The 24,611-nt window shown below is 65.8% G+C and carries 22 protein-coding genes, 2 pseudogenes and 1 riboswitch; of the genes and pseudogenes, 10 read left to right on the top strand and 14 right to left on the bottom strand.

Translation table 11 applies throughout. The features are described 5' to 3' along the window. A pseudogene (locus Q0602_RS01930) lies at window positions 1-225 on the bottom strand (hypothetical protein); the annotation flags it as partial. 123 nt (window positions 226-348) lie between these two features. Here Q0602_RS01930 and Q0602_RS01925 point away from each other — a divergent pair. Next, on the top strand, window positions 349-1,302 hold the full coding sequence (locus Q0602_RS01925) for a cobalamin-binding protein (RefSeq protein ID WP_298838092.1): 954 nt from the start codon (window positions 349-351) through the stop codon (window positions 1,300-1,302). Window positions 1,303-1,305: 3 nt separating this feature from the next. Here the strand turns inward: Q0602_RS01925 and cobO are convergent, their stop codons facing one another. From cobO to Q0602_RS01905, 4 genes are all read right to left on the bottom strand, one after another. Continuing rightward, window positions 1,306-1,905, bottom strand: a complete 600-nt coding sequence (cobO, locus tag Q0602_RS01920; RefSeq protein ID WP_298838089.1) for a cob(I)yrinic acid a,c-diamide adenosyltransferase — start codon at window positions 1,903-1,905, stop codon at window positions 1,306-1,308. Between the two features lie 46 nt (window positions 1,906-1,951). Beyond that, window positions 1,952-2,260, bottom strand: coding sequence for a winged helix-turn-helix domain-containing protein (locus Q0602_RS01915; protein ID WP_298838085.1), 309 nt, complete (start codon window positions 2,258-2,260; stop codon window positions 1,952-1,954). Between the two features lie 73 nt (window positions 2,261-2,333). Continuing rightward, a complete protein-coding gene (locus Q0602_RS01910; RefSeq protein ID WP_298838082.1) occupies window positions 2,334-3,323 on the bottom strand; it encodes an SDR family NAD(P)-dependent oxidoreductase in 990 nt (329 codons plus the stop codon). Between the two features lie 58 nt (window positions 3,324-3,381). After that, a complete protein-coding gene (locus tag Q0602_RS01905) occupies window positions 3,382-5,004 on the bottom strand; it encodes a glycosyltransferase family 39 protein (RefSeq protein WP_298838079.1) in 1,623 nt (540 codons plus the stop codon). A 219-nt stretch (window positions 5,005-5,223) separates the two neighbouring features. Between Q0602_RS01905 and Q0602_RS01900 the strand changes: the two genes are divergently transcribed. After that, window positions 5,224-5,886 (top strand): response regulator transcription factor, encoded by a 663-nt coding sequence (locus tag Q0602_RS01900; protein WP_298838076.1) that lies wholly within the window; start codon window positions 5,224-5,226, stop codon window positions 5,884-5,886. Further along, a complete protein-coding gene (locus tag Q0602_RS01895) occupies window positions 5,883-7,280 on the top strand; it encodes an ATP-binding protein (RefSeq protein ID WP_298838073.1) in 1,398 nt (465 codons plus the stop codon). The genes Q0602_RS01900 and Q0602_RS01895 overlap by 4 nt, the downstream gene beginning before the upstream one ends. Before the next feature lie 48 nt (window positions 7,281-7,328). Here Q0602_RS01895 and Q0602_RS01890 read toward each other — a convergent pair whose 3' ends face one another. The 9 genes from Q0602_RS01890 to Q0602_RS01850 form a co-directional block, all read right to left on the bottom strand. After that, entirely contained in the window at window positions 7,329-9,074 is a 1,746-nt protein-coding gene (locus Q0602_RS01890) for a glycosyltransferase family 39 protein (RefSeq protein WP_298838070.1), read from the bottom strand. A 14-nt stretch (window positions 9,075-9,088) separates the two neighbouring features. After that, window positions 9,089-9,385 (bottom strand): lipid-A-disaccharide synthase N-terminal domain-containing protein, encoded by a 297-nt coding sequence (locus tag Q0602_RS01885; RefSeq protein ID WP_295036417.1) that lies wholly within the window; start codon window positions 9,383-9,385, stop codon window positions 9,089-9,091. After that, window positions 9,382-10,185: a glycosyltransferase family 2 protein gene (locus Q0602_RS01880; RefSeq protein ID WP_298838064.1), complete on the bottom strand. Its 804-nt coding sequence runs from the start codon at window positions 10,183-10,185 to the stop codon at window positions 9,382-9,384. The genes Q0602_RS01885 and Q0602_RS01880 overlap by 4 nt, the downstream gene beginning before the upstream one ends. A gap of 230 nt (window positions 10,186-10,415) precedes the next feature. Next, window positions 10,416-11,462 carry a PA0069 family radical SAM protein gene (locus Q0602_RS01875; RefSeq protein ID WP_298838057.1) on the bottom strand — a complete coding sequence of 349 codons (1,047 nt, stop codon included), beginning with the start codon at window positions 11,460-11,462 and terminating at the stop codon, window positions 10,416-10,418. A gap of 196 nt (window positions 11,463-11,658) precedes the next feature. After that, window positions 11,659-13,515, bottom strand: coding sequence for a TonB-dependent receptor (locus Q0602_RS01870; protein ID WP_298838054.1), 1,857 nt, complete (start codon window positions 13,513-13,515; stop codon window positions 11,659-11,661). Window positions 13,516-13,685: 170 nt separating this feature from the next. Then, a riboswitch (cobalamin riboswitch) is annotated at window positions 13,686-13,943 on the bottom strand. 83 nt (window positions 13,944-14,026) lie between these two features. After that, window positions 14,027-14,881, bottom strand: a complete 855-nt coding sequence (locus Q0602_RS01865) for an OmpA family protein (protein WP_298838051.1) — start codon at window positions 14,879-14,881, stop codon at window positions 14,027-14,029. Beyond that, a complete protein-coding gene (locus Q0602_RS01860; RefSeq protein ID WP_298838048.1) occupies window positions 14,878-15,696 on the bottom strand; it encodes a MotA/TolQ/ExbB proton channel family protein in 819 nt (272 codons plus the stop codon). Before Q0602_RS01860 ends, Q0602_RS01865 begins: the two co-directional genes overlap by 4 nt. Before the next feature lie 84 nt (window positions 15,697-15,780). Then, a complete protein-coding gene (locus Q0602_RS01855) occupies window positions 15,781-16,581 on the bottom strand; it encodes a glycerophosphodiester phosphodiesterase family protein (RefSeq protein ID WP_295036411.1) in 801 nt (266 codons plus the stop codon). 256 nt (window positions 16,582-16,837) lie between these two features. Beyond that, complete coding sequence (locus tag Q0602_RS01850) at window positions 16,838-17,143, bottom strand: hypothetical protein (protein ID WP_298838044.1); 306 nt, start codon at window positions 17,141-17,143, stop codon at window positions 16,838-16,840. On the opposite strand from Q0602_RS01850, the pseudogene Q0602_RS25305 reads away from it, so the two are divergent. From Q0602_RS25305 to Q0602_RS01810, 7 genes and pseudogenes are all read left to right on the top strand, one after another. Then, a pseudogene (locus Q0602_RS25305) lies at window positions 17,133-19,172 on the top strand (TonB-dependent receptor). The gene Q0602_RS01850 and the pseudogene Q0602_RS25305 sit on opposite strands and share 11 nt — an antisense overlap. A 51-nt stretch (window positions 19,173-19,223) precedes the next feature. Further along, on the top strand, window positions 19,224-20,126 hold the full coding sequence (locus tag Q0602_RS01835) for an ABC transporter substrate-binding protein (RefSeq protein WP_298838039.1): 903 nt from the start codon (window positions 19,224-19,226) through the stop codon (window positions 20,124-20,126). Further along, complete coding sequence (locus Q0602_RS01830) at window positions 20,123-21,109, top strand: iron ABC transporter permease (protein ID WP_298838036.1); 987 nt, start codon at window positions 20,123-20,125, stop codon at window positions 21,107-21,109. The genes Q0602_RS01835 and Q0602_RS01830 overlap by 4 nt, the downstream gene beginning before the upstream one ends. Then, a complete protein-coding gene (locus Q0602_RS01825) occupies window positions 21,102-22,130 on the top strand; it encodes an iron chelate uptake ABC transporter family permease subunit (protein WP_298838033.1) in 1,029 nt (342 codons plus the stop codon). The genes Q0602_RS01830 and Q0602_RS01825 overlap by 8 nt, the downstream gene beginning before the upstream one ends. Before the next feature lie 4 nt (window positions 22,131-22,134). After that, complete coding sequence (locus tag Q0602_RS01820; RefSeq protein ID WP_298838030.1) at window positions 22,135-22,926, top strand: ABC transporter ATP-binding protein; 792 nt, start codon at window positions 22,135-22,137, stop codon at window positions 22,924-22,926. Beyond that, complete coding sequence (locus tag Q0602_RS01815; protein ID WP_298838028.1) at window positions 22,923-23,705, top strand: IucA/IucC family C-terminal-domain containing protein; 783 nt, start codon at window positions 22,923-22,925, stop codon at window positions 23,703-23,705. The genes Q0602_RS01820 and Q0602_RS01815 overlap by 4 nt, the downstream gene beginning before the upstream one ends. Before the next feature lie 251 nt (window positions 23,706-23,956). After that, complete coding sequence (locus Q0602_RS01810) at window positions 23,957-24,532, top strand: hypothetical protein (RefSeq protein ID WP_298838025.1); 576 nt, start codon at window positions 23,957-23,959, stop codon at window positions 24,530-24,532. Window positions 24,533-24,611 lie beyond the last annotated feature (79 nt).

Raw genomic sequence — 24,611 nt, 5'->3', positions numbered from 1 at the left:
CTCCCACAGTCGCGCATTCAGCGTCGCCTGATCCGGTGCGACATCGATCGTGGCATTGGCCTGGACGTGGAGCTGATGTGGCGTCTTGTCGGCGAGCGCCGGCGTGGCCAGGGCAATGGTCGCCACGACCCCGGCGAGCCCGAGGCCCAGGTTCCGGGCCAGGCTTCTGCCACGGGATGCGGCGTGAGAGTGAGCTGAACGATTGATCAGAGCGTCGTGAGACATGGCACTTCCTCTATCGAAAAACGCGTGTCGCGCAAGATGTGGGCGCTGTATGGACGCCTCAGGCGTCCTTCGGTTCCCATGCTATGCTCGCCGGCACCTTTAGCCCAACTCGCAGAACCGATGATGCGCTCTCTTTCCCCATTGCTGGACGCCGTGATGTCGCAGGTGCCGTGGCGGCCGGTAATCGCCGCCGTCGGTGCGGCGCTGCTGCCGCTGCACGCCATGGCGGAGGTCGACGCCATCAGCGTCGAGGACGACAGCGGCCGCACCGTCACCCTGTCCCGGCCCGCCGAGCGCATCGTCGCGCTGGCGCCGCACCTGGTGGAGATGAGCTATGCCGTCGACGCCGGCGGGCAGTTGGTCGGGGCCATCGAGGGGAGCGACTACCCGCCGGCGGCGGCACATATCGATCGGGTCGGCAGCTACCGTGGTATCCCCATCGAACTGGTCGTCGCCAAACGGCCGGATCTGGTGCTGGTCTGGGGCAGCGGCACGCCGGCATCGCTGATCGAGCAGCTCGAGCGCCTGGAGATTCCCGTCTATCGCAGTGAACCGAGAAAGCTCGATCAGATCGCGGACGACCTGCGCGATATCGGCCGGCTCAGCGGCCATGACGTCGCCGGGGAGAAGGCGGCCTCGCGGTTCGAGCGGGCGCTGCAACGCAGCTCACAGACGCTGTCACCAGAGCCGCGGGTCTTCTACCAGTTGGGGCAGTCGCCGTTGACCACGCTGGCCGGCGGCCAGATCGTGACCCAGATCATTCGTCACTGCGGCGGCGAGCCGCTATTCGAGGAGGCACCCGTACTGGTGCCGCAGATTGGCTGGGAATCGCTGCTCGAGGCGCAGCCGGAGGTCATCCTGGCAGCCGGTGCCGACGACCGCTGGAAAGCGTTCTGGGCACACCACGATGAATTGCCGGCGGTGCGCGACGGCGCGCTCTACACCGTCGATCGAGACGCCATCAGCCGGCCCGGACCGCGCATGATCCAGGCGGTGCGGGAGGTATGTCAGGCACTGGCCGATGCGCATCGCAAGGTGAAGGGGGCGCCTGATCGAGCGCCGCCGTTGTCAGGCTGAGTCTCAGTAGTCGATGCCGCGGCGCGCTTGAATCCCGGCATCGAAGGCGTGCCTGGTGTCTTGCATTTCGGTGACCGTGTCCGCCATCTCCACCAGCTCGCGATGGGCATTGCGCCCGGTGACGATGACGCTCTGCTCCGGCGGGCGATCGGCGATGGCGCGCTTGACCGTGTCGATGTCGAGGTAGCCGAACTTGAGCATGTAGGTGATCTCGTCGAGCACCACCAGGTAGAGCTCGGGATCGGCGAGCAGGCGCTCGGCTTCCCGCCAGACCTCGAGGCAGGCGGCGGTGTCGCTGTCGCGGTTCTGGGTATCCCAGGTGAAGCCCGTGGCCATGACGTGGACCTCGAGCTGGGGATCCTCGATCAGCCGCTCGCGCTCGCCGCACTCCCACAGCCCCTTGATGAACTGGATCACGCCGACACGGTAGCCGTAGCCCAGCGCCCGGGTCACCGTGCCCCACGCCGCCGTGGTCTTGCCCTTGCCGTTGCCGGTGAAGACCAGCAGCAGGCCCCGCTGCTCGGTAGCGGCGGCGACCTTCTCGTCGACGTGGGTCTTGAGCTTCTGCATGGCTTGCTGGTGACGCTGCTGGCGATCGTTCATGGGGACTCCGGTTGATGGCGATCGGGGGGGCTTGGCGGCGGCGGACTCACGGCCTGGGCAGCGGATATCCCAGGGCGCTGGCGATCTCTTCGGCGTGGTCATTTACCCAGGTCGAAGAAATGGGGCCCCAGTCACGGATCACGTAGCGCCCGATCTGATGGCGCTCTCCCTGGGCCTGCTCGAACTCGCAGTGGATGTCGAGCTCGGCGAGCGCGGCGAGGGTATCCTGAGCGGTGCGGCGTGGCATGCCACTGAGCTCGACGATGGCCGGCACGCTGACGGCGAGACCGGCGTCGATCAGGAGGGCGACGTAAAGTCGTCGATAGAAGCTGGTTCGGGTCTTGCTCAGTGGCATGCGTCGACTCGTCACTCGGGGATTTTGTCAGATGCTACGCCAACGCCTCCCGTTCGACGACCGCCGACTCGCCTCAAGCGGCCATGGCCTCCAGCATCAGCCCGCGGTAGTCGATCAGCCACGTGACGAATCGGTCGATACCCTGCTCGAGGGAAACCCGGGGGGTATAGTCGATGACCGACCTCAGCTTGTGGGTATCCGCCCAGGTCCGCTCGACGTCACCTGGCTGCATCTGCTTGAAATGCCGCGTGGCGGTGGTCCCCAGGCGTCGTTCCAGCGTATCGACGAAGTCGAGCAGGGCGATCGGCTTGCCGCGACCCAGGTTGTAGATCTCATGGGGCGCGGAGCGGTCGGCATCGGGCCGGGGTGCGTGGGGCAGCAACCGCAAGATGCACTCGACCACGTCGTCGATGTAGGTAAAGTCCCTCGCCATGCGACCGTGATTGAAGATGTCGATGGGCTCTCCACGCAGCAGGTTCGCCGCGAACAGGCAGGGTGCCATGTCCGGGCGTCCCCACGGGCCGTAGACCGTGAAGAATCGCATCCCGGTGGCGGGCAGTCGATGCAGGTCGGCGTAGCTGTAGGCCATCATCTCGTTGGCGCGCTTGGTCGCGGCGTAGATCGACGCGGGCTGGTCCACCGGATCGGTTTCCCGGAACGGGAGCGTCTTCTGGCGCCCGTAGACCGAGCTGGAGGAGGCGTAGAGTAGATGCTCGATGTCGTGTCGCTTGCACACGTCGAGCAGGTTGAGAAATCCCGTCAGGTTGCTGCGACCGTACTCGTGGGGATGCTCCACGGAGTGGCGCACGCCGGCCTGCGCCGCGAGATTGATGACATGGGTGAAGCGCTCGCGCGCGAAAAGCGTCTCCAGCGCGTCGAGATCCGCGATATCCACGCGGTGGAAAGGAATGCCCGACAACTGTTCCCTGCGTGCCTGTTTGAGTGACACGGCGTAATAGTCGTTGAGGTTGTCCAGCGCGACGACGCTGTGACCCTCGCGAGCGAGGCGGTCGGCGAGGTGAAAGCCGATGAATCCGGCCGCGCCGGTGACGAGAATTTTCATGCTGGTCCCTGTATTGAAAGAATCTTCACCGCTCGGGCCGGTGAATCTCTGGTGAATGTTACCAGTTGCAAGCGGACAGCCGGGGACTAAATGACAGTGCGGTGACGGGCACGACATCCAGCTTCCCACCGCGATAATCGAACACGTGGGCGGCGCTATCCTGGGCGATCAGCGGTCGCAGATCGCGATCTCGACCCACCACCCATCCCGACGGCGCCTGGCTGCGGAACCGACAGAGATCGGCCGGGTCGCCGGACAGCGTGACGAGCGGCTTTTTCAGGCGTCCGGCGAACTGGAAGGTGGCCTGATAGTTGTCGCCATCGAAGGCTACCGGGACACCGGCGGCTTCCAGTCTGGCCAGTAACTTGCCCGGGGCGTCGATGTCATAGCGGCTCCACAGCGGGGCCAGCATCAGCTGTGCCGTTATCAACACGGCGACAGCCGTGCCGAGAGAGAGGCCGCGGATTGTCTGCGCAGCGCCGTGCCAGCGTTGCCGCCACACGATGGCGGCGAAGGCGAGTAGCGCGAGGGCGCCGAACGGCGAAATCATCGAGCCGACGGCCTCGTCGCGGCCGAACCCCGCCAGGCCGAGCGCTGTCAGGCCCAGGAGTGCCATCGCCACCGCGGCCGCCCGTGGCCGGAACGGCCTGCGAGGATCGACCTGGCCCAGCCGGTCCATGACCAGCAGTGCCAGCGCGGGCAGCAACGGCATCAGGTAGTGGATCTGCTTGCCACTGATCATGGAGAAGATCAGCAGCGGCGCGATCAACCAGATCCAGGCCAGTCGCTGATGGCGATGCTTCGGGAGGCGTGGCCATCCGGCCGGCCACAGCAGCCAAGGGAAGGTCAGCAGAGGCAGCCATGGCAGGTACCACCAGGTCGGGCGCGCATGGGCCATGGCATGCTGCAGGCGATCGACACTCTGGCCCCAGAGCAGGTCCCGGGCGTAGTCGGCGCCGCCCAGCCAGGCGGCGGGCAGTGCCCAGGCCAGCAGCATCGAGCACCCTAGCGCCATGGCGAAGGCCAGGCGCCGCCGACCGGGTCCGCCCAACGGCGAAGCGCGCCAGAGCGGGATCGACAGTAGAATCGGCGCCAGTGTCACGAAGGCCGCCGGCCCCTTGGCCAGCAGCGCCAATCCCAGCCATAGTCCGCTGACGGTAGCCTTGCGCGAGGTAAACTGACCCGCGATCAGTGGCGAGATGGCACCCAGCAGGCAGGCACTCAGCAGCACGTCGAACATCAGCGCGCCGGCGTAGAGATTCCACATCAGCATGGCGGCGAGCACCATCGGCGCCAGTCGGGCCTGACTGCCGGCGTAACCCAACCGGCGCGCTATTCGATAGAGATGGATCATCGCGACCAGCGAGGCCAGGGGCGATATCGACCTGGGCCACCAGTCGCTGACACCGAACAGGGTCCAACCCGACTGGATCAGCCAGAACAGCAGCGGCGGCTTGTCGGCGTAGGCTGCGCCATTCATGAGCGGAAGCCAGGCGGAGTGGGCCTGCCACATCTCCCAGGCGACCGAGACGTAACGGGTCTCGTCGATCGGCAGCAGCGGTCTGGCCAGCGCGCAGACGAGTGACAGGGTCCACAGCAGGACGATGACGATGACGTCCCGGTGGCTGGCCTCCAGTCGTCGCGGGTAGGACGAGTGGGAAGATTTCTGGGTAATGATCACGCGATGGGTCCCGACATGGCTGTGAGCCGCTACTGTGGCGCCGGTGTCTTAACGAAACATTATCCTGCAAGGAAGACGGTCGGCATCGGGCCTGGCAACCTGGCGCCATGATCATGAGGGCGCGATGCGATAAGAAATCGTTAAGGTAGGTGTGTCTCAATGACGCTGTACGGATGGGATTTCACGGATCTCGATGGATGAACCAGGACGGAAACCGCAATGCGCGTTTTGTTGGTGGAAGACGATCCCCTGCTGGGTGACGGCATCCGAACGGCCCTGATCCGGGAGGGCTATGTCGTCGATTGGCTGATGAAAGGTCGCGATGCGCTGGAAGCGGTGCGGGTCGAACCCTTTTCGTTGGTGATACTCGACCTGGGGCTGCCGGACATCGATGGGCTGGCGGTGCTGAAGGAGATGCGCCGCCACTATCCGATACCGGTCCTGATTCTGACCGCCCGCGATGCCGTCGAGCAGCGTATTCAGGGGCTGGACGCGGGCGCCGACGACTACGTGCTCAAGCCGTTCGACCTGCAGGAACTGCTGGCGCGGATGCGGGTCGTGACCCGGCGCGCCGAGGGGCGTTCGACCCAGTTGCTCTCGATTGGACAGTTGATCATCGACGAATCGCAGCACGAGGTCAGCTGGCGAGGCGATACGATCGCTCTGGGGCGTCGTGAATTCGCGCTACTGCTCGAGCTGGCCCGAAACAGCGACAAGGTGATGTCCCGGCCCAAGCTGGAAAGTCTGCTCTATGGTTGGGGCGAGGAGGTCGGCTCCAACGCGCTGGAAGTTCACGTCCACCACCTGCGGCGCAAGCTCGACAAGCATCTGATCACCACCGTGAGAGGCATCGGTTATCGTCTGGATAGCCGCGTGGCATGACATCGATTCGCCGTTATCTCAATTTCACCCTCGCTGGCGTGCTGATCCTGGTCATGGCCCTGGCCGTGACCGCCGCCTACCTGATCACCCGACACGAGATGGAAGAGATATTCGACGCCCAGTTGAGCCTGCAGGCGCGCGTGGTGTCGGCACTCGTCGATACCGACACCACGCCGCGAACGTACTCGGCGATCGCGGAGCAGCTCTCGCAGCCTGGCCATTTCGCCCGCTGGTATGGCCAGACCGGCAGCCTCATCGACAAGATCGGCAATCCGAAACGCTACATTCACGAAGAGGGCATGCTGTCGCTGGGCTTCTGGGATGCCGAGCATCGACCGATTCTGATGGGGCCTCGCTGGCACGGGGAGGAGGCCTTTCCGGCGCCGAGTGAGACAGGATATCGCTGGCAGCGCTTCGACGGCCACCGCTGGCGAGTATTCAGCATGCCGATCGAGGGCGGACGCTGGCTGAGCGTCGGGCTGCGGGAAGCGTTTCAGGACGAGCTCTCCAACAAGGTTGCACTCGGCAATTTCGTGCCGCTGCTGTTGGCGTTGCCGATTCTGATCTGGCTGACCGCGCGGCTGATCCGGCGCGGCCTGGCGCCGATCGGGCATCTGTCCAGCCAGGTACAGACCCGGGACGAAAAGGACCTCAGCCCAATTCGGGTGGCGGTGCCCCGGGAGTTGCAGACCCTGCGCGGTGCGCTCAACGACTTCATCGATCGACTCGGCCAGACGCTGGAGCGCGAGCGACGCTTTACCGCGGACGCCGCGCATGAGTTGAGAACACCGCTGGCGGCGATGAAGATTCACCTGGACAACGCCCGCTTCGGCGAACCCAGCGCACTGGACAAGGCCTACAGCGGCATCGAACGATTGCAGCGCGTGGTCGAACAGCTGCTGCTGCTGGCCCGGCTCGATATCCATCAGGAGCGACCGGCTCCGGAGCCGGTCTCGCTGTCGGCGCTGGTGATGGACCTGGCTGCCGACCTGTGGCCGCTGGCCGAATCCCAGCAGCAGGAACTGGAGATCGTCGAGGGCGACCCCGTCAGCGTGACGGGCAACGCCACCGAGCTGGGAATCCTGATCCGCAACCTGATGGACAACGCACTGCGCTACACCCCATCGGGCGGTCGGGTTGTCGTGACCATGGGGATCGACGAGCAGCGCCCGTGGCTGAGCATCGCCGACTCCGGACCGGGAATCCCCGAATCGATGCTGGAAGCCGTGACTCAACGCTTCCAGCGGGCCTCCGATCAGCGCATCAGCGGCAGCGGTCTGGGCTTGTCGATCGCCGTCGAGATCGCCGAGCGCCAGCGCTTGAGCCTCTCTCTCGCCAACCGCGACGGTGGCGGGCTGGCGGTGCGGCTGGATTGGCTGGACGCCGTCGTTTGATTCGCCGTCACGATGCAGCGTGTCATGGCATTCTCGCTGTCGCTTTTCTCATACGCGAGGCGCGCTGCCGGTGTCGTCCGGCAGCGTAGTGGGCGCCACGAATAGCGGTGCCGCGTCGGCATTGCCCTGGCACCGACCGACCGCGGCTGCCGGGACGAGCCACCAGTCGTCCCCATTCTGAATGCCCATGTCATGAATCCGCGCGCGGTCGATGCAGGCGTAGTCCTCGGCCTGGCGCCTCATCGCCAACATCCAGCGGTCATCTTCCTGCTGCAGCCATGCAAAAGCGCGCACAAACTGTTGTCGAGCGGGCGTCTTGTCGCCGAATTGAACACTGGGTTGGCGCGACTGGAGCAGGAACTCCTCGTCGAAGTCCGGCATCGCCAGCCAGGCGTCGGTGCCGGTGATCGCCTCGACCCGGGCCATCATGTCACGTGGCGAGCGGGCGTGATCCTGGAGCGCGTAGCCCCAGGTCGACCAGCTCACCCAGAACACCACCAGCCAGAGGGTCAGCGCCCAGAGTCCGCGACGAGGGCGCAGGACGACCAGCAGTCCGGCCGCGATGGCACCGATCACGATCCACCAGCTCCACGGGGACACGGCGTGACGCTCGGCGACCTTGGCCAGCGCGGGCAGGCCGGCGGCGCCGAGCACACCCGCGGCCAACAGCACACCGCCCAGCAGCGCCAGCAGGCCGAAACCCAGCCAGTGCAGACGCTTTCTGGTGACCAGCCCCGGCAGCAGTGGAGCCAGTGCCAACACCAGCAGGGGCAAGGTCGGCAGCATGTAGACGCCGCGCTTGCCGGGCGAGAGGGAGAAGAAGGTGACGATCAGCACGACCGAACTGAGTGGCAGCAGGATTCGCGGATCGGACCGCCGCAGCCGGCGCCACCAGGCGGGCAGTGCCCACGGAAACGCCAGGATCAACGGCATCCACGCCCAGGGCAGTACGCTCACCAGATAGTAGTACCAGGGTTCGAGATGGGCCCAGGAGTCGGCGTACCGCTGGCCGGTCTGCTTGAACAGGATGTTGTCCCGGTAGGCCGCCAGTGAAGGGTCGTCCCCCCAGGTCGACATGACGATCATCGGCACGGCCCAGGCGGCGATGCACAGCACCATGGCAGCGATGCCCCGGACCGCATCCTTGAGCGTGATGGGTGTGACCCTTGGGCGGGAATGTCCGGAACAGGTCATCCACAGCCAGGCTGGGAGCAGCGTCAATGGCAGGATACCGACGCCCTTGGTGATGATGCCCAGTCCCATTGCCACCCAGCCCACCAGCCACCAGCGCCGGGCCGGCCCCAGCAGTGCGTGGCGCAGCAGGCCATAGGTGGCGAGGGTGGTGCAGAAGGTCAGCATCATGTCGATCTGGGCGGTCTTGGCCTGCAGCACGAACTGGACCGCGCTCACTAGCGCCAGTCCCGACATCAGCGCGATGCGCCGACCGTACAGCCGACGACACAGATCCACCGTCAACAGCAGGGTGCCGATGCTGGCGAGGGTGGTGGGAATCAGGAAACCCCAGCGCACGGAGCCGGTCAGCCAGATGCTCAGCGCCGATGCCCACATGAACAGCGGCGGCTTGTCGGGATAGAGCTCGCCGCCACGGTGCGGAAACCAGAACTGCCCGGTGCGCAGCATCTCCAGCGCGTTGAGCGCGAAACGCGGTTCATCGGCCGGCCAGGGGTCGCGCAGGCCGATACCGAGGCCCAGCAGCACGATGGCGAAAAGCAGCAACAGCAGCCAGGCACGACGATAGTGGGCCTGCGAGGGATCGGACAGGAAGCGCCGCATGAGCGAGGTCTCGTTCAGGAATTCGAGGGAGTTTCCGGGACGCTAGCCTGGTGCTTTTCCCGCCGGATCAGCATCAGATTGCGCACGTAGATGACCAGGCCGGCCCCCTGGCCGGCGATGAACACCGGGTCGCGGCGGTAGATCGCGTAGGCCAGCAGCGTGGCACCGCCGCCGAGGCTGAAGAACCAGAAGGCGACGGGGATGATGCTGCGCCTGGCGCGCTCGCTGGCGAGCCACTGGATGATGAAGCGGGCCGAAAACAGGGCCTGCCCGATGAAGCCGATGGTCACCCATACCCACTCCTGGCTCATGATGTCGCCTCCTCGCCATCGGGGCGCCGTTGACCGGCCGTTGCATCGCCGCTCGGCGTCGTCATCGCCTCCGGCAGCTCGACGCAGGCCGCCGGCAGCCGGCTACGTCGGCGCAACCACATCACCCCGACCATATCCACCAGCCCGACCCACAGCCGGTTGTTCAGCCCGTAGTGCGATTCCCCGGCTCCCCGTGGGCGATGGTTGACCGGGACGGAGACGCACCTGCCGCCCTGGGCGCGTATCAGTGCCGGCAGGAAGCGGTGCATATGATCGAAATAGGGGAGCGACACGAAGGCGTCGCGACGCACCACCTTCAATCCGCAACCGGTATCCGGCGTGGCATCGTTCAACAACGCCGAGCGTACGCGATTGGCGATCCTGGACGAGACGCGCTTGATCCAGTCGTCGCGACGATTGATGCGATGACCCGCGACCAGCGCCACATCTCCACGCCGAGCGCGCTCGAACAGCCTGGGCAGGTCGGCCGGATCGTTCTGGCCGTCGCCGTCGAGCATGCCGAGCCAGACGCCTCGCGCGGCCCTGGCTGCCTGCCAGACGGAGGTGCTTTGCCCCGCACTCAGCGCATGGCGCATCGGACGCAGGCGGGGGGACCGCGCCGCGCGTCGTTCCAGCAGATCCCAGGTGCCGTCGGTCGAGGCGTCGTCGACCACGATCACTTCGTGGTCGATATCGGCCAGCGCCCGCTCGATCTCGTCGAGCAGGCCGGGTAGATTGCCGGCCTCGTCCTTGGCCGGTATCAGGATCGAGAGCAGGGGGGAGTGAAGTGGTGAGCGCATTGATGGTAATTCCCTGGCGAGCTGACCGGCTGCCTGGGCGCTCGACATCACCCGTCTCGCAGGATGTGTGGCCCAGGCAGTTCCGGTCTGGCTCGATTGATCGTGTCGCGGAGCGCGCGAGCGGAGTTCCGCCATGGTCGCGAGCCAGACTTAAAGGAATCTTAAGCGATAGTCGCGGGGAGGACATTCCAACCAAGGGCGTCCTCCGCGTGGTGGCCGATGCTCGAGAATCAGCCGAACAGGTCCTGCTGGGCGTGAGGCGCACGGAAGCGGGTGGTATCGAGCCCCATGTCCGCCCGTTGTCCCATTCCCAGCCGCTTCGCGGCACGGCGGAAGCGTTGGCCGATCATGTCCACGAACAGGCCGTCGCCACGCATGCGATGGCCGAAGCGGCTGTCGTTGCTTTGGCCCCCGCGGGATTGGCGAATCAGGCTCATCACCTTGCCCGCGCGCTCCGGATAGTGCTCCTCCAGCCAGGCCTCGAACAGCGGCGCCACCTCGCGCGGCAGGCGGAGTAGCGTCCAGTTGGCGGTTCGGGCGCCGGCATCGGCGGCCCGGGCCAGGAGCGTCTCGATTTCGCTGTCGTTGATGGCGGGTATCACCGGCGCCACCAGCACGCCGACCGGCACTCCGGCCTGGTGCAGGTCCCTGATGACCTTGAGGCGCGCCGCGGGTGAGGCGGTGCGCGGCTCCAGGGTGCGTTTCAACTCGTTGTCGAGCGAGGTGAGGCTGACGAAGACGCGTACCAGGCGCTGGCGGGCCATCTCGGCCAGCAGTTCCCGGTCGCGCAGGATCAGTGCGCTCTTGGTCACCAGCGTGACCGGGTGGCGACACGCCAGCAGCAGCTCCAGCAGCGAGCGCGTCGTACCGTGCTTGGCCTCGATCGGCTGATAGCAGTCGGTGTTGCCGGAGAGATTGATGGGCCGGCAGGCGTAGCCGGGCTTGCACAGCTCCTCGCGGAGCCGGTCCGCCATGCCGGTCTTGGCGATCAGTCGGTTCTCGAAATCGATCCCGGGAGAGAGATCCCAGTAGGCGTGGCTGGGCCGGGCGTAGCAGTAGATGCAGCCGTGCTCGCAGCCGCGATAGGGATTGAGCGAGCGATCGAAGCCCAGATCCGGCGATTGATTCCAGGAGAGCGCCGTACGGGGAGCCTCGAACTGGACCTGGGTGGCGATCCGGGGCGGCAGCTCCTCCTGCCACCAGCCGTCGTCTTCCCGGGTGCTGTGGGTGGGCTGGAAACGGTTGTCGGGATTGTAGGTCGCACCGCGGCCTTTCATGGGGCGGTAGGCCTGGAGGGAGACGTCATGCCAGCGACTCCTGTGAAAGCTGTCTATATATACAGTATCACTGGGAACGACGAGAGAGAAAGCTGTTTAAAGAGGGAAGAGGGAAGAGGGAAGAGGGAAGAGGGAAGAGGGAAGAGGGAAGAGGCAGCGGCGCCGGGGAGTCGGCGCCGCTGAATGCGAAAGGCAGTCAGAAGCTGAGCTTCACGCCAGCCTCCAGGTAGCGGTCGTCGGTGTTGTAACCGTTCGCCAGTTGGTAATCCTTGTCGAGGGCATTGGCCAATTTGGCCATCAACTCGACATCCGCTGCGACCTGCCAGGAGGTACGCAGATCGATCACCCCGTAGCCGGCCGTGGTGGTGTCGCCGTAGGGTGACGTGAACTGCACGTCGCGACGGTCGCCTGCAGCGCGCAGGGTGGCGCCGACGGACCAGCTCGCCAGGGCGTAGTCGGCATCCAGGCGCCCGAAGAGATGGGCACGACGCTGGAGTCGTTCGCCGGTCTCGCGGTTCTCCGGGTCCTGATAGGTGAGACTGGCGCGAAGATCGAGACCGCCATGCTCCCAGCCGCCACTCAGCTCGACGCCGCGAATCCTGGATTCGTTGACGTTATAGGGAACGAAAGTGGCTTCGTCGTAAGTGATCAGATCGTCGATCCGGCTCTCGAACGCCGTCACCCTGGCGTTCCACGCCTGCTGATCCACGGCCCAGAAGGCTTCCCATGTCTTGGACGTCTCGGCGTCCAGGTCAGGGTTGGTGCCGTAAGGGCCATAAAGATCAATCAGGTTTGGTGCCTTGAACGCGGTACCGTAGCTCAGCCCGATACGCTGGGCAGCGGTCAGGTGGTAGGCGTAGCCGACGTTGCCGGTGGTCTTGTCGCCGAAGCGCGAGTCGTCGTCGTAGCGCAGGGACCCCGTGAGCTCGTGGTCACCGTAGCGCCGCTGCATCGTGCCGTAGATGCCGTAGTTCTCCCGGCTGTCTTTCTGATAGCTCGAACCGCCGGCGTAGTCCTCGTAGTCGATTCGTTCCTCGCGGTAATCGACGCCGAGAGAGTCAACGCCATCGCGCCGCTTGAAGCGATGCTGGAGGCCGACCTCATTGCGATGCGACTCGATCGTGCTGTTGCGAACGCCATCGTGATGCTCGTCGCGCTGCTCGTCGAAGTGACCACCGGTGAGGATCATGTCCCAGTCGGTATCGAGCGAGACATCGAGTTGCGCACCGAAGGTCTGGAGATAACCTTCGCTTCTGCAGTCTGCTGAAGCCGGGAAAGAGCAGCTGTCGTAGTCGGCATCGAAGTCTTCGCGCATCGCGCTCAGGTTCAGGTCGACACGATCGTTGAAGCGGTGGGCCAGACCCAGCTGTCCGCCCGCGCGGCGAAAGCCGTCGCGCTCCCCGCTGGTGTCGGAAGCGGTGGCGTTGAAGCCGTCGCTGTCGCGATGGAAGAGCGTCGCGTTGAGACGCGTGTCGGCGTCTCCGGTGGAGACGTAGGCACTCTGCTTGGCAGTGCCATGTTCGCCAGCCCTGAGGTCGAGAGAGCCATGCGTGCCGTCGCCGCCGTTTCGAGTGAAGACCTGGATCACGCCGCCGATGGCGTCCGAGCCGTAGGTTGCAGCACGCGGGCCGCGCACGATCTCAATACGCTCGATCGCCTCGACCGGCAAGAACTCCAGGCTGGCGCCGCCGCTGGCCGCCGAGGCCACTCGCACGCCATCCACGAGCACCAGCGTGTGATCGGACTCGCTGCCACGCATGAACAGCGTCGTCAGTCCGCCTGGCGTTCCGGTCTGCACGACCTCGATGCCGGCGCGGTTCTGCAGCAGCTCGACCACGCTATCCGCCTGGCTGCACTCGATCTCGGCACGATCGATGATGGTGGTGCTGGCCAAGACGTCCGTCTGCGACTGCGGCAGGCGGTTGGCGGTGACCTGGACGTCGTCGAGCTGCTGTTGTCGTTGAGCCGGCGCCTGCTGGGCGTGGGCGGACAGCGCGGTCATGGCGACCGCGAGCGCGACACCCGAGGCGACGGCGTTCTTGTTGTAACGCATGTGATGTGATCCCCAACTGCGTGGCGTCACCGAGCACCGCCGTGACTTGGACGGTGGGATGGCGTTGAATCCTGACCAAGACGCAATGGGAGGACGGACGTGACGAGACCCGCCACAGGCGTCGGTTCGCTCGGGCAGGCAGGGTCGCCACTGGATGAGCCCTCCGCATCAACCAGTGAAGAGAAACGCGCCGGTCTCCGGACTCTCGCGCGACGACCCTCGGGTCATCCGACACACACGCCTTCCCACGATTCCGGACGTTCCCTTGAAGCGGATTCTTTCGAATCGATATCCGGTGGATCACAGTGGCTGGATGGCCTGGCGGCGCATCCTGGTGGTGTCTGACGCAACTACCGTTGCGGGGGCAGTGCGGGGTTCTCACCCGCTTCCCGTGCACACGTCTCTCGACGGGCCGGATTGTCGCAGCTTCCTCCCCACAAGTGAATTCAGGATCGGCATGCTGGCCGATGACATCCCGGGGGAGACGGGCGCAGCGGCCCGGGGCGAATCGCTACGGTGTCGGCGAGTCGGGTTCCTGGAGTACCAGTTCCACCCGGCGGTTGCTGGCGCGCCCGGCGGGGGTGTGGTTGCTGGCCAGGGGGTGGGTCGAGGCGTAGCCGATCGCCCGCAGCCGGTCGCCGTCGATCCCGGCCAGCCGCAGCACGCGTACCACCGCCGAGGCCCGCGCCGCCGACAGCTCCCAGTTGGAGGGGAAGCGCGATGTCGAGATCGGTACGCTGTCGGTATGGCCTTCGACCGAGATGGTGCCCTTGAATGCCTGAAGTGTCGGGATCAGTCGTTCGACCAGCTGTCGACCGTTGTCGCTCAGCCCCACGGCGCTGCTGTCGAAGAGCAGGTGATCCTGGATCCGCAGGTTGAATCCATGGGGGATCGCGGTTATCTCGACGCCGTCGATCTGTGGTAGCGCGGCGGCGGGCGTGGGATCGGGCAGGTCGAACAACGGCACGCTGAACACCATCGGGACCGTGGCCACCCTCTTCTCGGGAGCGGCGGCCGGGCCGGGCGAATAGAAGCCGGCATCGCTGGCCAGCGGCGCAGGCGCGAGCTGTCGCGGTGGGCGATAGAATTCACCGACGGTCGCCGCCGGGAGAGGGGCGGGCGGTCTTGTCGCGGGAATCTGTAGCGGCAGGGCCGTGACCGCGGGCGTTTCGAGGTCGCGATCGACGAGCTGGCCGCCGTAGAGCGCCAGCATCAGCACGAAGAACGTGATCAGCAGCATGAGCATGTCGAGGTAGCTCATCAGCCAGGAATCGCTCTCGCTGCTGCGTCCGGCGTCGTCGAAGGGGCCGTCGTCGAACAGCAGGTCGGAGAAGGGGCCGCCGGGGGAGATCGCGGCCAGGCTCATGCGGATTCGGCCGCGGCGTCGGCGGGCTGCGGGCGTCGCACATCGCGCATCTCGTCGCGGTGTTCGGCGCGGTAGGTGTTCAGCGCCTCCTCGATGAAAGCCGGCAGGCGACGCTTGCTGACCATCATGATTCCCTCGAGCAGCAGCGTCATGGCCATCAGCCGGGCCTCGGTGCGGCGTTCGAGCTTGACCGCGACCGGCTTGAACAGCAGGTTGGCCAGCAGAATGCCGTAGAAGGTCGACATCAGTGCCACCGCCAGACGCGGGCCGATCACCGCCAGGTCGCCGGCCTGGATCACCTCGAGCATGTTGATCAGCCCGACCAGCGTGCCCAGCATCCCGAACGCCGGCGCGTAGACCGCCATGGTGCGCAGGATCTGTGCCTCGGTGCGCTCCTTGGCCTTCACCCGCACCATGCGCCAGCGCAGCATTTCACGGATCTCCTCCTCGCGGGTATTGGCGATCACCATCTGTATGCCGGTACGCAGGAAGGGATTGGTCGTGCTTTCCAGCGCGCCTTCGATGGCGCGGATATTGCCACGGCTCCAGTGGCGCGACATTTCGATCAACTGCTCGAGATCGCTCTCCAGCTCGCTGGCCTGGGGCTCGCGTCGGAACACCACCGCGATCTGGCGGCACAGCCGCTGCATCTCCCGCAGCGGGTAGCTGATGAAGCTGGCCGCCAGCGTGCCGGTGAGCACGATCGCCAGCCCCGGCAGGTTGAAGAAGCTGCTTGGGGCCTGGGCGGTGAACAGCACGACGGTCGCCAGTAGCAGAGCACTGGCGATGATGCCGATGAGCGTGGATGGGTTCATGAACGGCTCGCGACCTGGAAAACGGGCATGGTGCCCATCTTATGCGCGATGAGGCGCGGCCAAAGGCCCTAATTGGCGGGTGTATCAGGCGCTTTTTGTATTCGACGCGCGTGCGGCGGCCCCTTCCGCGTGGAAGACGAAACGCGTGGGATCGTCACTGATCACGCCGTCGACACCCCAGTCCCAGAGCTTCTCGAAGGTGACCGGGTCGTTGGCGGTGTAGCAGAACAGCTTGATCTCCTCGTCGGCGATCTCCTGGGCCCGCTTGATCTTCAGCTTGCGCCAGTCCAGATGCAGGCTGTAAGCGGAAAGCCGCTCGGTCTCCAGCCACCAGCGCTTGGGGGCCTTGTCGTCGAGCACCCCGAGGCGCAGGCGGTCGGGATCGGATTCCAGTGCCCGCGCCGCCGTCAGGGCGTGGCGATCGAACGAGGAGACGATCAGCTTCTCCGCCGGCAGCGCTTCCAGGGTCGGTGGCAGGGCGGCCTGCACCAGTTCGATGGCATTACGGCCGCGGCAAACCTTGAGTTCCAGATTGAGGCCCATGTCGAGTCGCTTGATCAATGCCAGCATCGCTTCCAGGGTCGCCATGGCCTCGCCCCGATACTGCGCGCCGAACCAGCTGCCGGCATCCAGCTTGGCGGCACTCTCGGCATCCAGCTTCACCAGCTTGCCACGGCCATTGGAACAGCGCTTGAGACCGGCGTCGTGCCAGATCACGGGGGTACCGTCGCCAAGCAGCTGAACGTCCAGCTCGACCCACTGGCAGCCGGCGTCGTGCGCGGCCTGAACCGCTGCCAGGGTATTCTCGGGGGCGCGTGCGGACAGGCCGCGATGCGCGATGTAACGGGGGGCGTCGCTGGCTGGCGCGGTCACACTCTGAGTCATTGCGTCGAGGTCTCCGGCGACTACCGTCTGCGGCACTCGCCAACAATCCATGTTCAAGTGATAGAGAGCTCCCCTGTCGCGGCGCTGAGCATCGAAGCGCTACGGGTCACACCGGGGAAATGCAGGCGCGGCCATGGGACGCCGTGCCAAGGGTTGACCTTCGGCTACGCGGGGGCCGTCGTCAAGCTGAACCGTCGGAATGAGGACCGCAAACGTTCAAGCGTCCCAATGCCGGGGCTCAGGCGTGAAAACTAGCTCATGGAGATGACGATTGCGTGATCCCGTCACCGTTTGTCATATGAGAATGGTTATTGTTATTTTGTGCGTTTGCATATTGTTTGCAATAATGCGCCGCCATCCCCCGCGGCGAGTTGGCGCGGGGCGAGGGTTGAAAAAATAACGACGAGAAAATCGGCGAGAGGCGGATCATGCGGATGAACGGCGAGAGGGTATTACTGGGAACGTTGCTGATATCGGCGGGGTGGGGCGCGGCGGCGCAGGTCTTGGCGGCCGATGCCGCCTCCACCGCGGCGGACGTCTCGAACGAAACGATGGTCATCACGGCGACGCGCTCCGGTGCGGAGCGACAGGACTCGCCGCAGGTGATTCGCGTGATCACGCGCGAGGAGCTCGAACAGCAGCAGCGGATCACCTCTGACTCGTCGGAGATGCTCAGCAATCTGCTGCCGGACTATTCGCCCCCGCGCCAGAAAATGAGCGGCAGTGGCGAGACGCTGCGCGGACGGGCGCCGCTGGTCATGATCGACGGTATTCCGCAATCCAATCCGTTGCGCCCCACCGGGCGCGAGCTGCACACCATCGACTTCTCGATGATCGATCACATCGAGGTCATCAAGGGGGCGAACGCCACCAATGGCCTGGGCGCTGCCGGTGGCGTCATCAACCTGATCACCAAGCGACCCGAGCCGGGTTCGTTCAATCAGCACTTCGAAGCCGAGGTGACCACGCCGACGTCGGAGCTGAACGGGGACACCACCAGCTATCGCACCAACTACGGCGTCAGTGGCAACAAGGACGCCCTCGACTATCTCTTCTCGCTGAGCTACGAGGATCAGGGGCGCTACGTGGATGGGGATGGCGATCCCATCGGCGTCGACAATACCCAGGGCGATCTGATGGATTCCGACGCCTACGACGTGTTCGGCAAGGTCGCCTACTGGTTCGACGATGACCGCCGGCTGCAGCTCAGCGTCAATCACTATCGTCTCGAGGGGCAGAACCACTACGTCAGCGTCCCGGGCGATCGTGAAAACGGGGTGCCCACCACCTCGAAGCGTGACGAGCCGGAAGGGTCTGCGCCCTACAACAGGGTCTGGACCACCGGCGTTACCTGGGACGACTACGATCTGGCCGGCATGCACCTGAACGTGCTGGCGTTCTACCAGGACTACGAATCGCTGTTCGGGGCCACCAATTCCGGGTCGTTCCAGGATCCGAGCATCGCGCCGGTAGGCACGCTCTACGACCAGACCATGGCGGAGACGCAGAAGTACGGGCTCAAGACGTCGCTGACCAAGGATGGACTGTGGGACGACCGCATCAAGCTGACGCTGGGCCTCGACGTGATGCGCGACGAGACAGAGCAGTCCCTGTGGAGCACGGATCGAACCTACGTGCCCGAGATCCGGTACACCGATATCTCACCGTTCGTGCAGGTGGACTTCAGCCCGATCGAGTCGGTGACCCTCTCGGCCGGCGCGCGCCATGAGTATGCCAAGCTCGATATCGACAGTTACCGGACGGTAGCCGCCAACGGCGGGATCGATGTCGAGGGCGGCTCGCCCGACTTCGAGGAGACGCTCTACAACGCCGGTGTGGTGTGGCGCCCCATCGACAACTAGAGCCTGTTCACCAACTATTCGGAAGGGTTTTCGATCCCCGACGTCGGCCGCGTGCTGCGTGGCATCAATACGCCGGGTCAATCGGTCGACAGCTTCGAGAATCTGCGCCCCATCGTCACGGACAACATCGAAACCGGTGTGCGCTACGACGATGGTCGTCTGAACGCCGAATTGTCGTACTACGTTTCATCGTCCGACTTCGGCACGCGCCTGACGACACGGGACGACGCCTTCGTGATGCAACGCGAAGAGACCGAAATCGAGGGCATCGAAGCTTCCGTCGGCTACGAGTTCACCGACAGGCACTCGGGAAGAGTGGCCTACTCCCATACCCGGGGACGCTACGACAGCGACGACAACGGCACGCTCGATTCCAGACTCAATGGCCTCAACGTCGCCCCAGACCGTTTGATCGCGAGCTGGTCCGCGCGATGGTCGCCGAAATGGACCTCGTTCCTGCAGGTCAACCACGCTTTCGACAAGAGCTTCGACGATAGCGCCAATGGCTGGGATACCGACTTCGACGGTTACACGCTGGTCGATGCCGCCGTCGGTTACCAGTTGCCGGTGGGCGAACTGAACGTCGGCATCGCCAATCTGTTCGACAAGCAGTACATCACCTATTACTCCCAGAGTGCGCTCGACAGCCCCAGTTCGGATTACATGAACGACCGTTATTTCGCCGGTCGCGGACGGACGCTCTCCGTGGGCTACAGTGTCGACTTCTAAATGGCGCGGCAAGCGACCTGGTCCTGGGGATCGGTGGCAGGCAAGGGCCCAATGACGCGACGCGAACTATTGGTCATGGCGCTGGCCCTGGGGGCGGCGCCCGGTGTGGCATTCGCCGCTGGCGACAAGCACGACGCTTCCTCGCCACGCATCGTGACGCTATTCCAGGGCGCTACCGATACCGCGGTGGCGCTTGGCGTGACGCCGGTCGGGGTGGTGGAGTCGTGGCAGGACAAGCCGATCTATCCCTATCTGCGGGCGGCACTGTCCGGCGTCACGCTGGTAGGGCTCGAGACTCAGCCCAGTCTCGAGGACATTGCGCTGCTGGCTCCCGATCTGATCGTCGCTTCGCGGTTCCGGCACCAGCGCATCGAACCGCTGCTGTCGGCGCTGGCGCCGGTGCTGATGCTCGACGATATCTACCGGTACCGTCGCACGCTCGACGCCATGGCACGGGCGCTGCAGCGGGAGCCGCGAGCGGCGGTGCTGTCGAGTACGCTGACGCGGCGCTTGGCGCTGCTGCGGCGACGGCTGGAGCGTCGCTTCGGCGATCGCTGGCCGCTGACGGTGTCGTTGCTCGACGTTCGCGCCGGCGAGATTCGCAGCTATCTGGCGGCGAGCTTCGGCGGGTCGCTCCTGTCCGAACTCGGCTTCCAGTGGGACCGGGTTTCGGGAGCGTCATCTGGCGTGATGCTGCAGTTAGGTGGCGTCGAGAGCCTGCCGGCGATCGACGCCGATGTCTTTTTCGTGTTGCGTCGTCGCGGCCAGTCCGCCGAGGCCCACTATCGACGCTTGAGCGAGCATCCGCTATGGCAGCGTCTGTCGGCGGTGCGCCACGGGCGTGTCTGGGAGGTCGATCCGGTTGCCTGGAGCCTGTCCGGCGGAATTCTGGGTGTTTTCGCCATTCTCGACGATCTGGACGCCTGGCTGGCGTCCGCAGGGGAGAGCTCGTGAGGGTGCGGCTGGGGTGGCTCGCGTCGGGGCTGGCGGTGGCGTTCGTGCTGAGCCTGATGGCCGGCGCGCACTGGGTGGGGCCGGTCAAGGTGTGGCATGCCCTCTGGTCACCCTCGGCCACCGATGTCGACGATCTGCTGATCCGGACAACACGCCTGACGCGTACGCTGGTGGCGCTGATCGTCGGCGCGGGGCTCGGTATGGCGGGCGGCATCATGCAGACGCTGACGCGCAATCCGCTGGCGTCTCCCGGGTTGCTGGGCATCAACGCCGGGGCGCTGTTCGTGGTGGTGCTGCTCGTCACCTTGGGTGGTGCGCTGCCGGTCTGGCTGGTCAGTGCCGGTGCCTTCGGCGGTGCCGCGCTGGCGGCGGCGGCGGTGTGGTGGATCGCCATGGGCCGTCCCGGACAGGCGGGGCCGTTGCGCCTGATTCTGGCCGGCGCGGCGCTTACCGCGCTGTTTCACGCCTTCAGTCAGGCGCTCCTGGTGGTTGACCAGCAGGGCCTGGACTCAGTGCTGTTCTGGCTGGCCGGATCGGTGTCGGCGCGGCCGCTATCGGAGGTCTGGCCGTTGATGCTGCTGTCGTTGGTGGCCCTGCTGGCGTGCTGGCCGCTGTCGGGACAGTGGAATGTGCTGGCCGCCGGAGAGTCGATCGCCGTGGGGGCAGGCGTGCGGGTGGGGAGGCTTCAGGGCGTGTCGGTGGCGCTGATCGTCGTGCTGGCCGGCGCGGCGGTGGCCATGGCGGGGAACATCGCCTTCGTCGGTTTGATCGTGCCGCACGTCGCGCGGCGGCTGACCGGACCGGATCATCGCCATTGGTTGCCCGCTGCCGCACTGGTGGGGGCGACGACGCTGCTGCTGGCGGACATCGCCGCGCGTACCCTGATCCTGCCCGGCGAGGTGCCGATCGGCGTGATGACCGCGCTGGTCGGTGCGCCGCTATTCATGGGGCTGATCAGACGTCAGGGGCACCTGAATGATTGAGACCGGCGCGTTACGAATCGGCGGTTTTTCCCGCGTATTCGTCTGGCGACCGTGGCGTCGCGTGGCGATCGCCTCGCTACTGCTGGGGCTCGCCATCGTGGCATGCCTGTCGCTCGGCAAGGTGCCGTTGGCGCCCCGTGAGCTGGCAGCGGCGCTGTCGGCGCCAGGCAGCGATCTCGGCCTGATCGTATGGCAACTGCGTCTGCCGCGCACGCTGCTGGGCGCCATGGCGGGCGGTGCGCTGGCGCTCTCCGGATGGTTGCTGCAACAGGTGGTGCGCAATCCTCTGGCGTCGCCCGATACCCTGGGCGTGACCGGCGGGGCCAGCGCCGCGGCGGTTGGTTATCTGGCCTTTCTCGCCGGTACGTTTGGCAGCGCCTGGCTGCCGTTGGCGGCGGCGAGCGGTTCGCTCACGGCAGTGGGGCTGGTGTACGCGCTGTCCTGGCAACAGGGGGTGACGCCATTGCGCCTGGTGCTGATGGGTATCGGGCTTTCCGCCATGCTGGCGGCGGTGACGATGTTCATGCTGGCGTCCAGCCCCTTGTCCACCACGCTATCGGCCTACGTCTGGCTGACCGGAAGCGTCTACGGTGGCAACTGGACCGAGGTGTCGCAACTGGCGTCGTGGTTCGTCAGCGCCTTGCTGGTGATGGTGCCGCTGACCCGTTTCGCGCTGCTCGCGCCGCTGGACGATGCGCTCGCGGTGGGCATTGGCGTACGCGTGCAACTTCTGCGGGGGGCGCTGACGCTGCTGGCCGCGGGGCTGGCCGGTATCGCGGTCGCCTGGGGCGGCGCCATCGCCTTCGTCGGGCTGGTGGCGCCACATCTGGCGAGGCGCCTGGTGCGCGGGCCGGGAGCGGCACAGATCGTCATGGCGGGCGTGATCGGCAGCGCGATGGTCGTGCTGGCGGATCTGCTGGGACGCACGCTGTTCCTGCCGCTGGATCTGCCAGCGGGCATCTTCGTGGCGGCCGTCGGCGCGCCCTTCTTTCTTGGCTTGTTGATCCGGCAGGTACGCTGACCCCATGACGACGATCGCCGCGCACGAACTCACCCTGGGCTACCAGCGTCGGACCATCTTGGACGCGTTGTCGCTGACGCTGCCGGAAGGCCGGATATCCGTGCTCGTGGGCAGCAACGGCTGCGGCAAGAGCACGCTGCTCAAGGCGCTGGCGCGCCTGCTGTTGCCGTGGCAGGGCAACGTGATTCTCGACGGACGTGACATTCAGCGGCAGCCGACCAGGGCCGTGGCGAGGCTGTTGTCGCTGTTGCCGCAGCAGCCGATGGCACCGGAGGGCATCACCGTGCGCCAGTTGGTCACTCTGGGGCGTCATCCCCATCAGAGCTGGTTGGCGCAATGGTCGGAGCAGGACGAGCGCAAGGTCGAGCAGGCGCTTACGCGCACCGAACTGAGCGAGTTTGCCGAGCGCCGGGTCGAGACGCTCTCCGGCGGCCAGCGTCAGCGGGCCTGGATCGCCATGGCGGTGGCCCAGGATACGCCCTTGATGCTGCTCGACGAGCCGACATCCTTTCTCGATCTCGCTCATCAGATGGAGGTGCTGGAGTTGCTTGCGAGCCTCAACCGCGAGTCGGGCAAGACCATCGTCATGGTGCTTCACGATCTCAACCTGGCCTGTCGCTACGCCGATCATATCGTGGCGCTGCGCGATGGCCGGATCCACGCGCAGGGCACGCCCCACGAAGTGATCACCCGCCAGCGGGTCAAGGAGATCTTCCAGCTCGATTGCCAGGTGATCGACGATCCCTATTTCCATACGCCGCTGTGCATTCCGTTCGCCAGGCGGGAGGGGAGATGAGCGAAGCGTCCCGCACCCACGGTTTCGATCCTGCGCACTGGCACTACCTGGCAGGCGCGCTGCGCTTGACGTCGGCCGAACGGGCGGACTCGCGCTCGCTGGACGTCGCCGATTTTCTCGATCCCAGGCGCTGTCGCGAACTGCTCGATCATCTGGGGCCGGTGATGGGGTCCCCCGAGCGGCGCACGACGGCATCGCTGCTGTCGAAACGTCTGGGCTTCCTGCTTACCGGCGCACCGCTGTACGCCCTGTCGATTTGCGATCGCAGGCTCGATCTCTCCGCCGCCAATTGCGTCATTGAATACGCCCACGACGACGGCGTATGGACTTCGTCGTTGCCGCTGCGGAGGCTGGAGAGCGAGGCGTTGGCGGCCTCGCGACGCCACAGCGCCCGCAGCGAGATCCTGCATGTGCTGTTCGCGCAGACGATCGTCCCGCTGTGGCGCACGCTTCGCGAAGTGGGTGGCGTGCCGGAACGTATCCTGTGGGAAAACCTGGCGGTCAGGGTCTATTCGCTCTACGAACGCCGGCTGAGCGGCCTCGGGGATGCGCGCGCGAGACAGCGCCGAGAGGCGGATTATGACTTCCTGCTCACCGCCGAGCCGTCGCTTTTCGGACTCGATTTCAATCCCCTGGCGCGATTCTTCCACCCGCACACCCCATCGGAAGAGGACGGTTCGGTCCGCTTTCGCCGGACCTGTTGCCTCTATTTCAAGGCCACCTGTCCACGGGAATACTGTCAGGCGTGCCCGCTGCTCAAGCCGCGAAAGCTTGCATGAACCACCGACTCGAATCTCGCCCGGAGTCGCGGCGGGCCCGCCGGGGGAGAGTATGCTAGGCTGCGCGGCTTACTACACCGGCCCGAAGCCGCCGGCAGCGCGTCACACCGGCCCGCAGCCACCGGCAGCGCGTCACACCGGCCCGCAGCCACCGGCAGCGCGTCACGCCGGCCCGGAGCCGCCGGCAGTGCGTTATACACCGGCCCGAAGCCGCCGGCAGCGCGCCAGAAGGCATACCAGTCAGGAGAAGCATGATGAAGGTCGTCCACGTCAAGAATCCCGAGACTCGCGAAGCCTGTCTCGCCAAGCTGTGCGCCAGCGTCTACGGCCAGGAGGCGGGGCTGGCGCCGCTGGTGACGTTCGCCGGCACCCAGGGCGTGCTGTTCGAGCAGGAGGCGGCGCGGCTGTTCGCGCTGACTGAAGATGACGGCACCATCCTGTGTCTGGCGCTGATCTCGTCCGATGTCGACGGCGGGACCATGGAAGTGGGCATGCTGTCGACCCCCGAGGGCAAGGGCGATACCCGGCACAGCCGGCACCTGGTCAAGACCCTGGCGGAGAAGGCGCCGCTACGGGTGACGGCCGCCGACGAGGCGGGCGAGGCGTTCTTCCGACGCTGCGGCATCGAGCGCTGGGTCGACGGTGACGGTGGCCTGCGCGTCGGTCTGGGCCCGCTCCACCCGGCGCCGGTGAATGGAGTGCTGCCCAGCGTGGTGCGCTTCAATGGCGACGGTATCGTACGCACCTTCAAGCAGGAACCCGAGACCTTCGAGGCCTACAAGTCACGCTTCGTCGCTGCCCTGGAGCGCTACTCCAACATCGCGTGACGCCGGCCGACCCTGACGCGACCCGGCCCCTCGACTTGACCCGCTCCAGGAATGGCGCTTGGATGACAGACCGAGAGTC

Source organism: uncultured Salinicola sp., assembly GCF_937921195.1.
Taxonomy (GTDB): Bacteria; Pseudomonadota; Gammaproteobacteria; order Pseudomonadales; family Halomonadaceae; genus Salinicola.
This window is presented reverse-complemented; position numbering and strand designations above follow the sequence as displayed.

What these genes read in the sequence shown, in the direction of transcription:
- Q0602_RS01925 (WP_298838092.1), top strand. Translation starts at nt 349, where the DNA reads ATGCGCTCTCTTTCCCCATTGCTGGACGCCGTGATGTCGCAGGTGCCG.
- cobO (WP_298838089.1), bottom strand. Translation starts at nt 1,905, where the DNA reads ATGAACGATCGCCAGCAGCGTCACCAGCAAGCCATGCAGAAGCTCAAG.
- Q0602_RS01915 (WP_298838085.1), bottom strand. Translation starts at nt 2,260, where the DNA reads ATGCCACTGAGCAAGACCCGAACCAGCTTCTATCGACGACTTTACGTC.
- Q0602_RS01910 (WP_298838082.1), bottom strand. Translation starts at nt 3,323, where the DNA reads ATGAAAATTCTCGTCACCGGCGCGGCCGGATTCATCGGCTTTCACCTC.
- Q0602_RS01900 (WP_298838076.1), top strand. Translation starts at nt 5,224, where the DNA reads ATGCGCGTTTTGTTGGTGGAAGACGATCCCCTGCTGGGTGACGGCATC.
- Q0602_RS01895 (WP_298838073.1), top strand. Translation starts at nt 5,883, where the DNA reads ATGACATCGATTCGCCGTTATCTCAATTTCACCCTCGCTGGCGTGCTG.
- Q0602_RS01890 (WP_298838070.1), bottom strand. Translation starts at nt 9,074, where the DNA reads ATGCGGCGCTTCCTGTCCGATCCCTCGCAGGCCCACTATCGTCGTGCC.
- Q0602_RS01885 (WP_295036417.1), bottom strand. Translation starts at nt 9,385, where the DNA reads ATGAGCCAGGAGTGGGTATGGGTGACCATCGGCTTCATCGGGCAGGCC.
- Q0602_RS01880 (WP_298838064.1), bottom strand. Translation starts at nt 10,185, where the DNA reads ATGCGCTCACCACTTCACTCCCCCCTGCTCTCGATCCTGATACCGGCC.
- Q0602_RS01875 (WP_298838057.1), bottom strand. Translation starts at nt 11,462, where the DNA reads ATGAAAGGCCGCGGTGCGACCTACAATCCCGACAACCGTTTCCAGCCC.
- Q0602_RS01870 (WP_298838054.1), bottom strand. Translation starts at nt 13,515, where the DNA reads ATGCGTTACAACAAGAACGCCGTCGCCTCGGGTGTCGCGCTCGCGGTC.
- Q0602_RS01865 (WP_298838051.1), bottom strand. Translation starts at nt 14,881, where the DNA reads ATGAGCCTGGCCGCGATCTCCCCCGGCGGCCCCTTCTCCGACCTGCTG.
- Q0602_RS01860 (WP_298838048.1), bottom strand. Translation starts at nt 15,696, where the DNA reads ATGAACCCATCCACGCTCATCGGCATCATCGCCAGTGCTCTGCTACTG.
- Q0602_RS01855 (WP_295036411.1), bottom strand. Translation starts at nt 16,581, where the DNA reads ATGACTCAGAGTGTGACCGCGCCAGCCAGCGACGCCCCCCGTTACATC.
- Q0602_RS01835 (WP_298838039.1), top strand. Translation starts at nt 19,224, where the DNA reads ATGACGCGACGCGAACTATTGGTCATGGCGCTGGCCCTGGGGGCGGCG.
- Q0602_RS01825 (WP_298838033.1), top strand. Translation starts at nt 21,102, where the DNA reads ATGATTGAGACCGGCGCGTTACGAATCGGCGGTTTTTCCCGCGTATTC.
- Q0602_RS01820 (WP_298838030.1), top strand. Translation starts at nt 22,135, where the DNA reads ATGACGACGATCGCCGCGCACGAACTCACCCTGGGCTACCAGCGTCGG.
- Q0602_RS01815 (WP_298838028.1), top strand. Translation starts at nt 22,923, where the DNA reads ATGAGCGAAGCGTCCCGCACCCACGGTTTCGATCCTGCGCACTGGCAC.
- Q0602_RS01810 (WP_298838025.1), top strand. Translation starts at nt 23,957, where the DNA reads ATGATGAAGGTCGTCCACGTCAAGAATCCCGAGACTCGCGAAGCCTGT.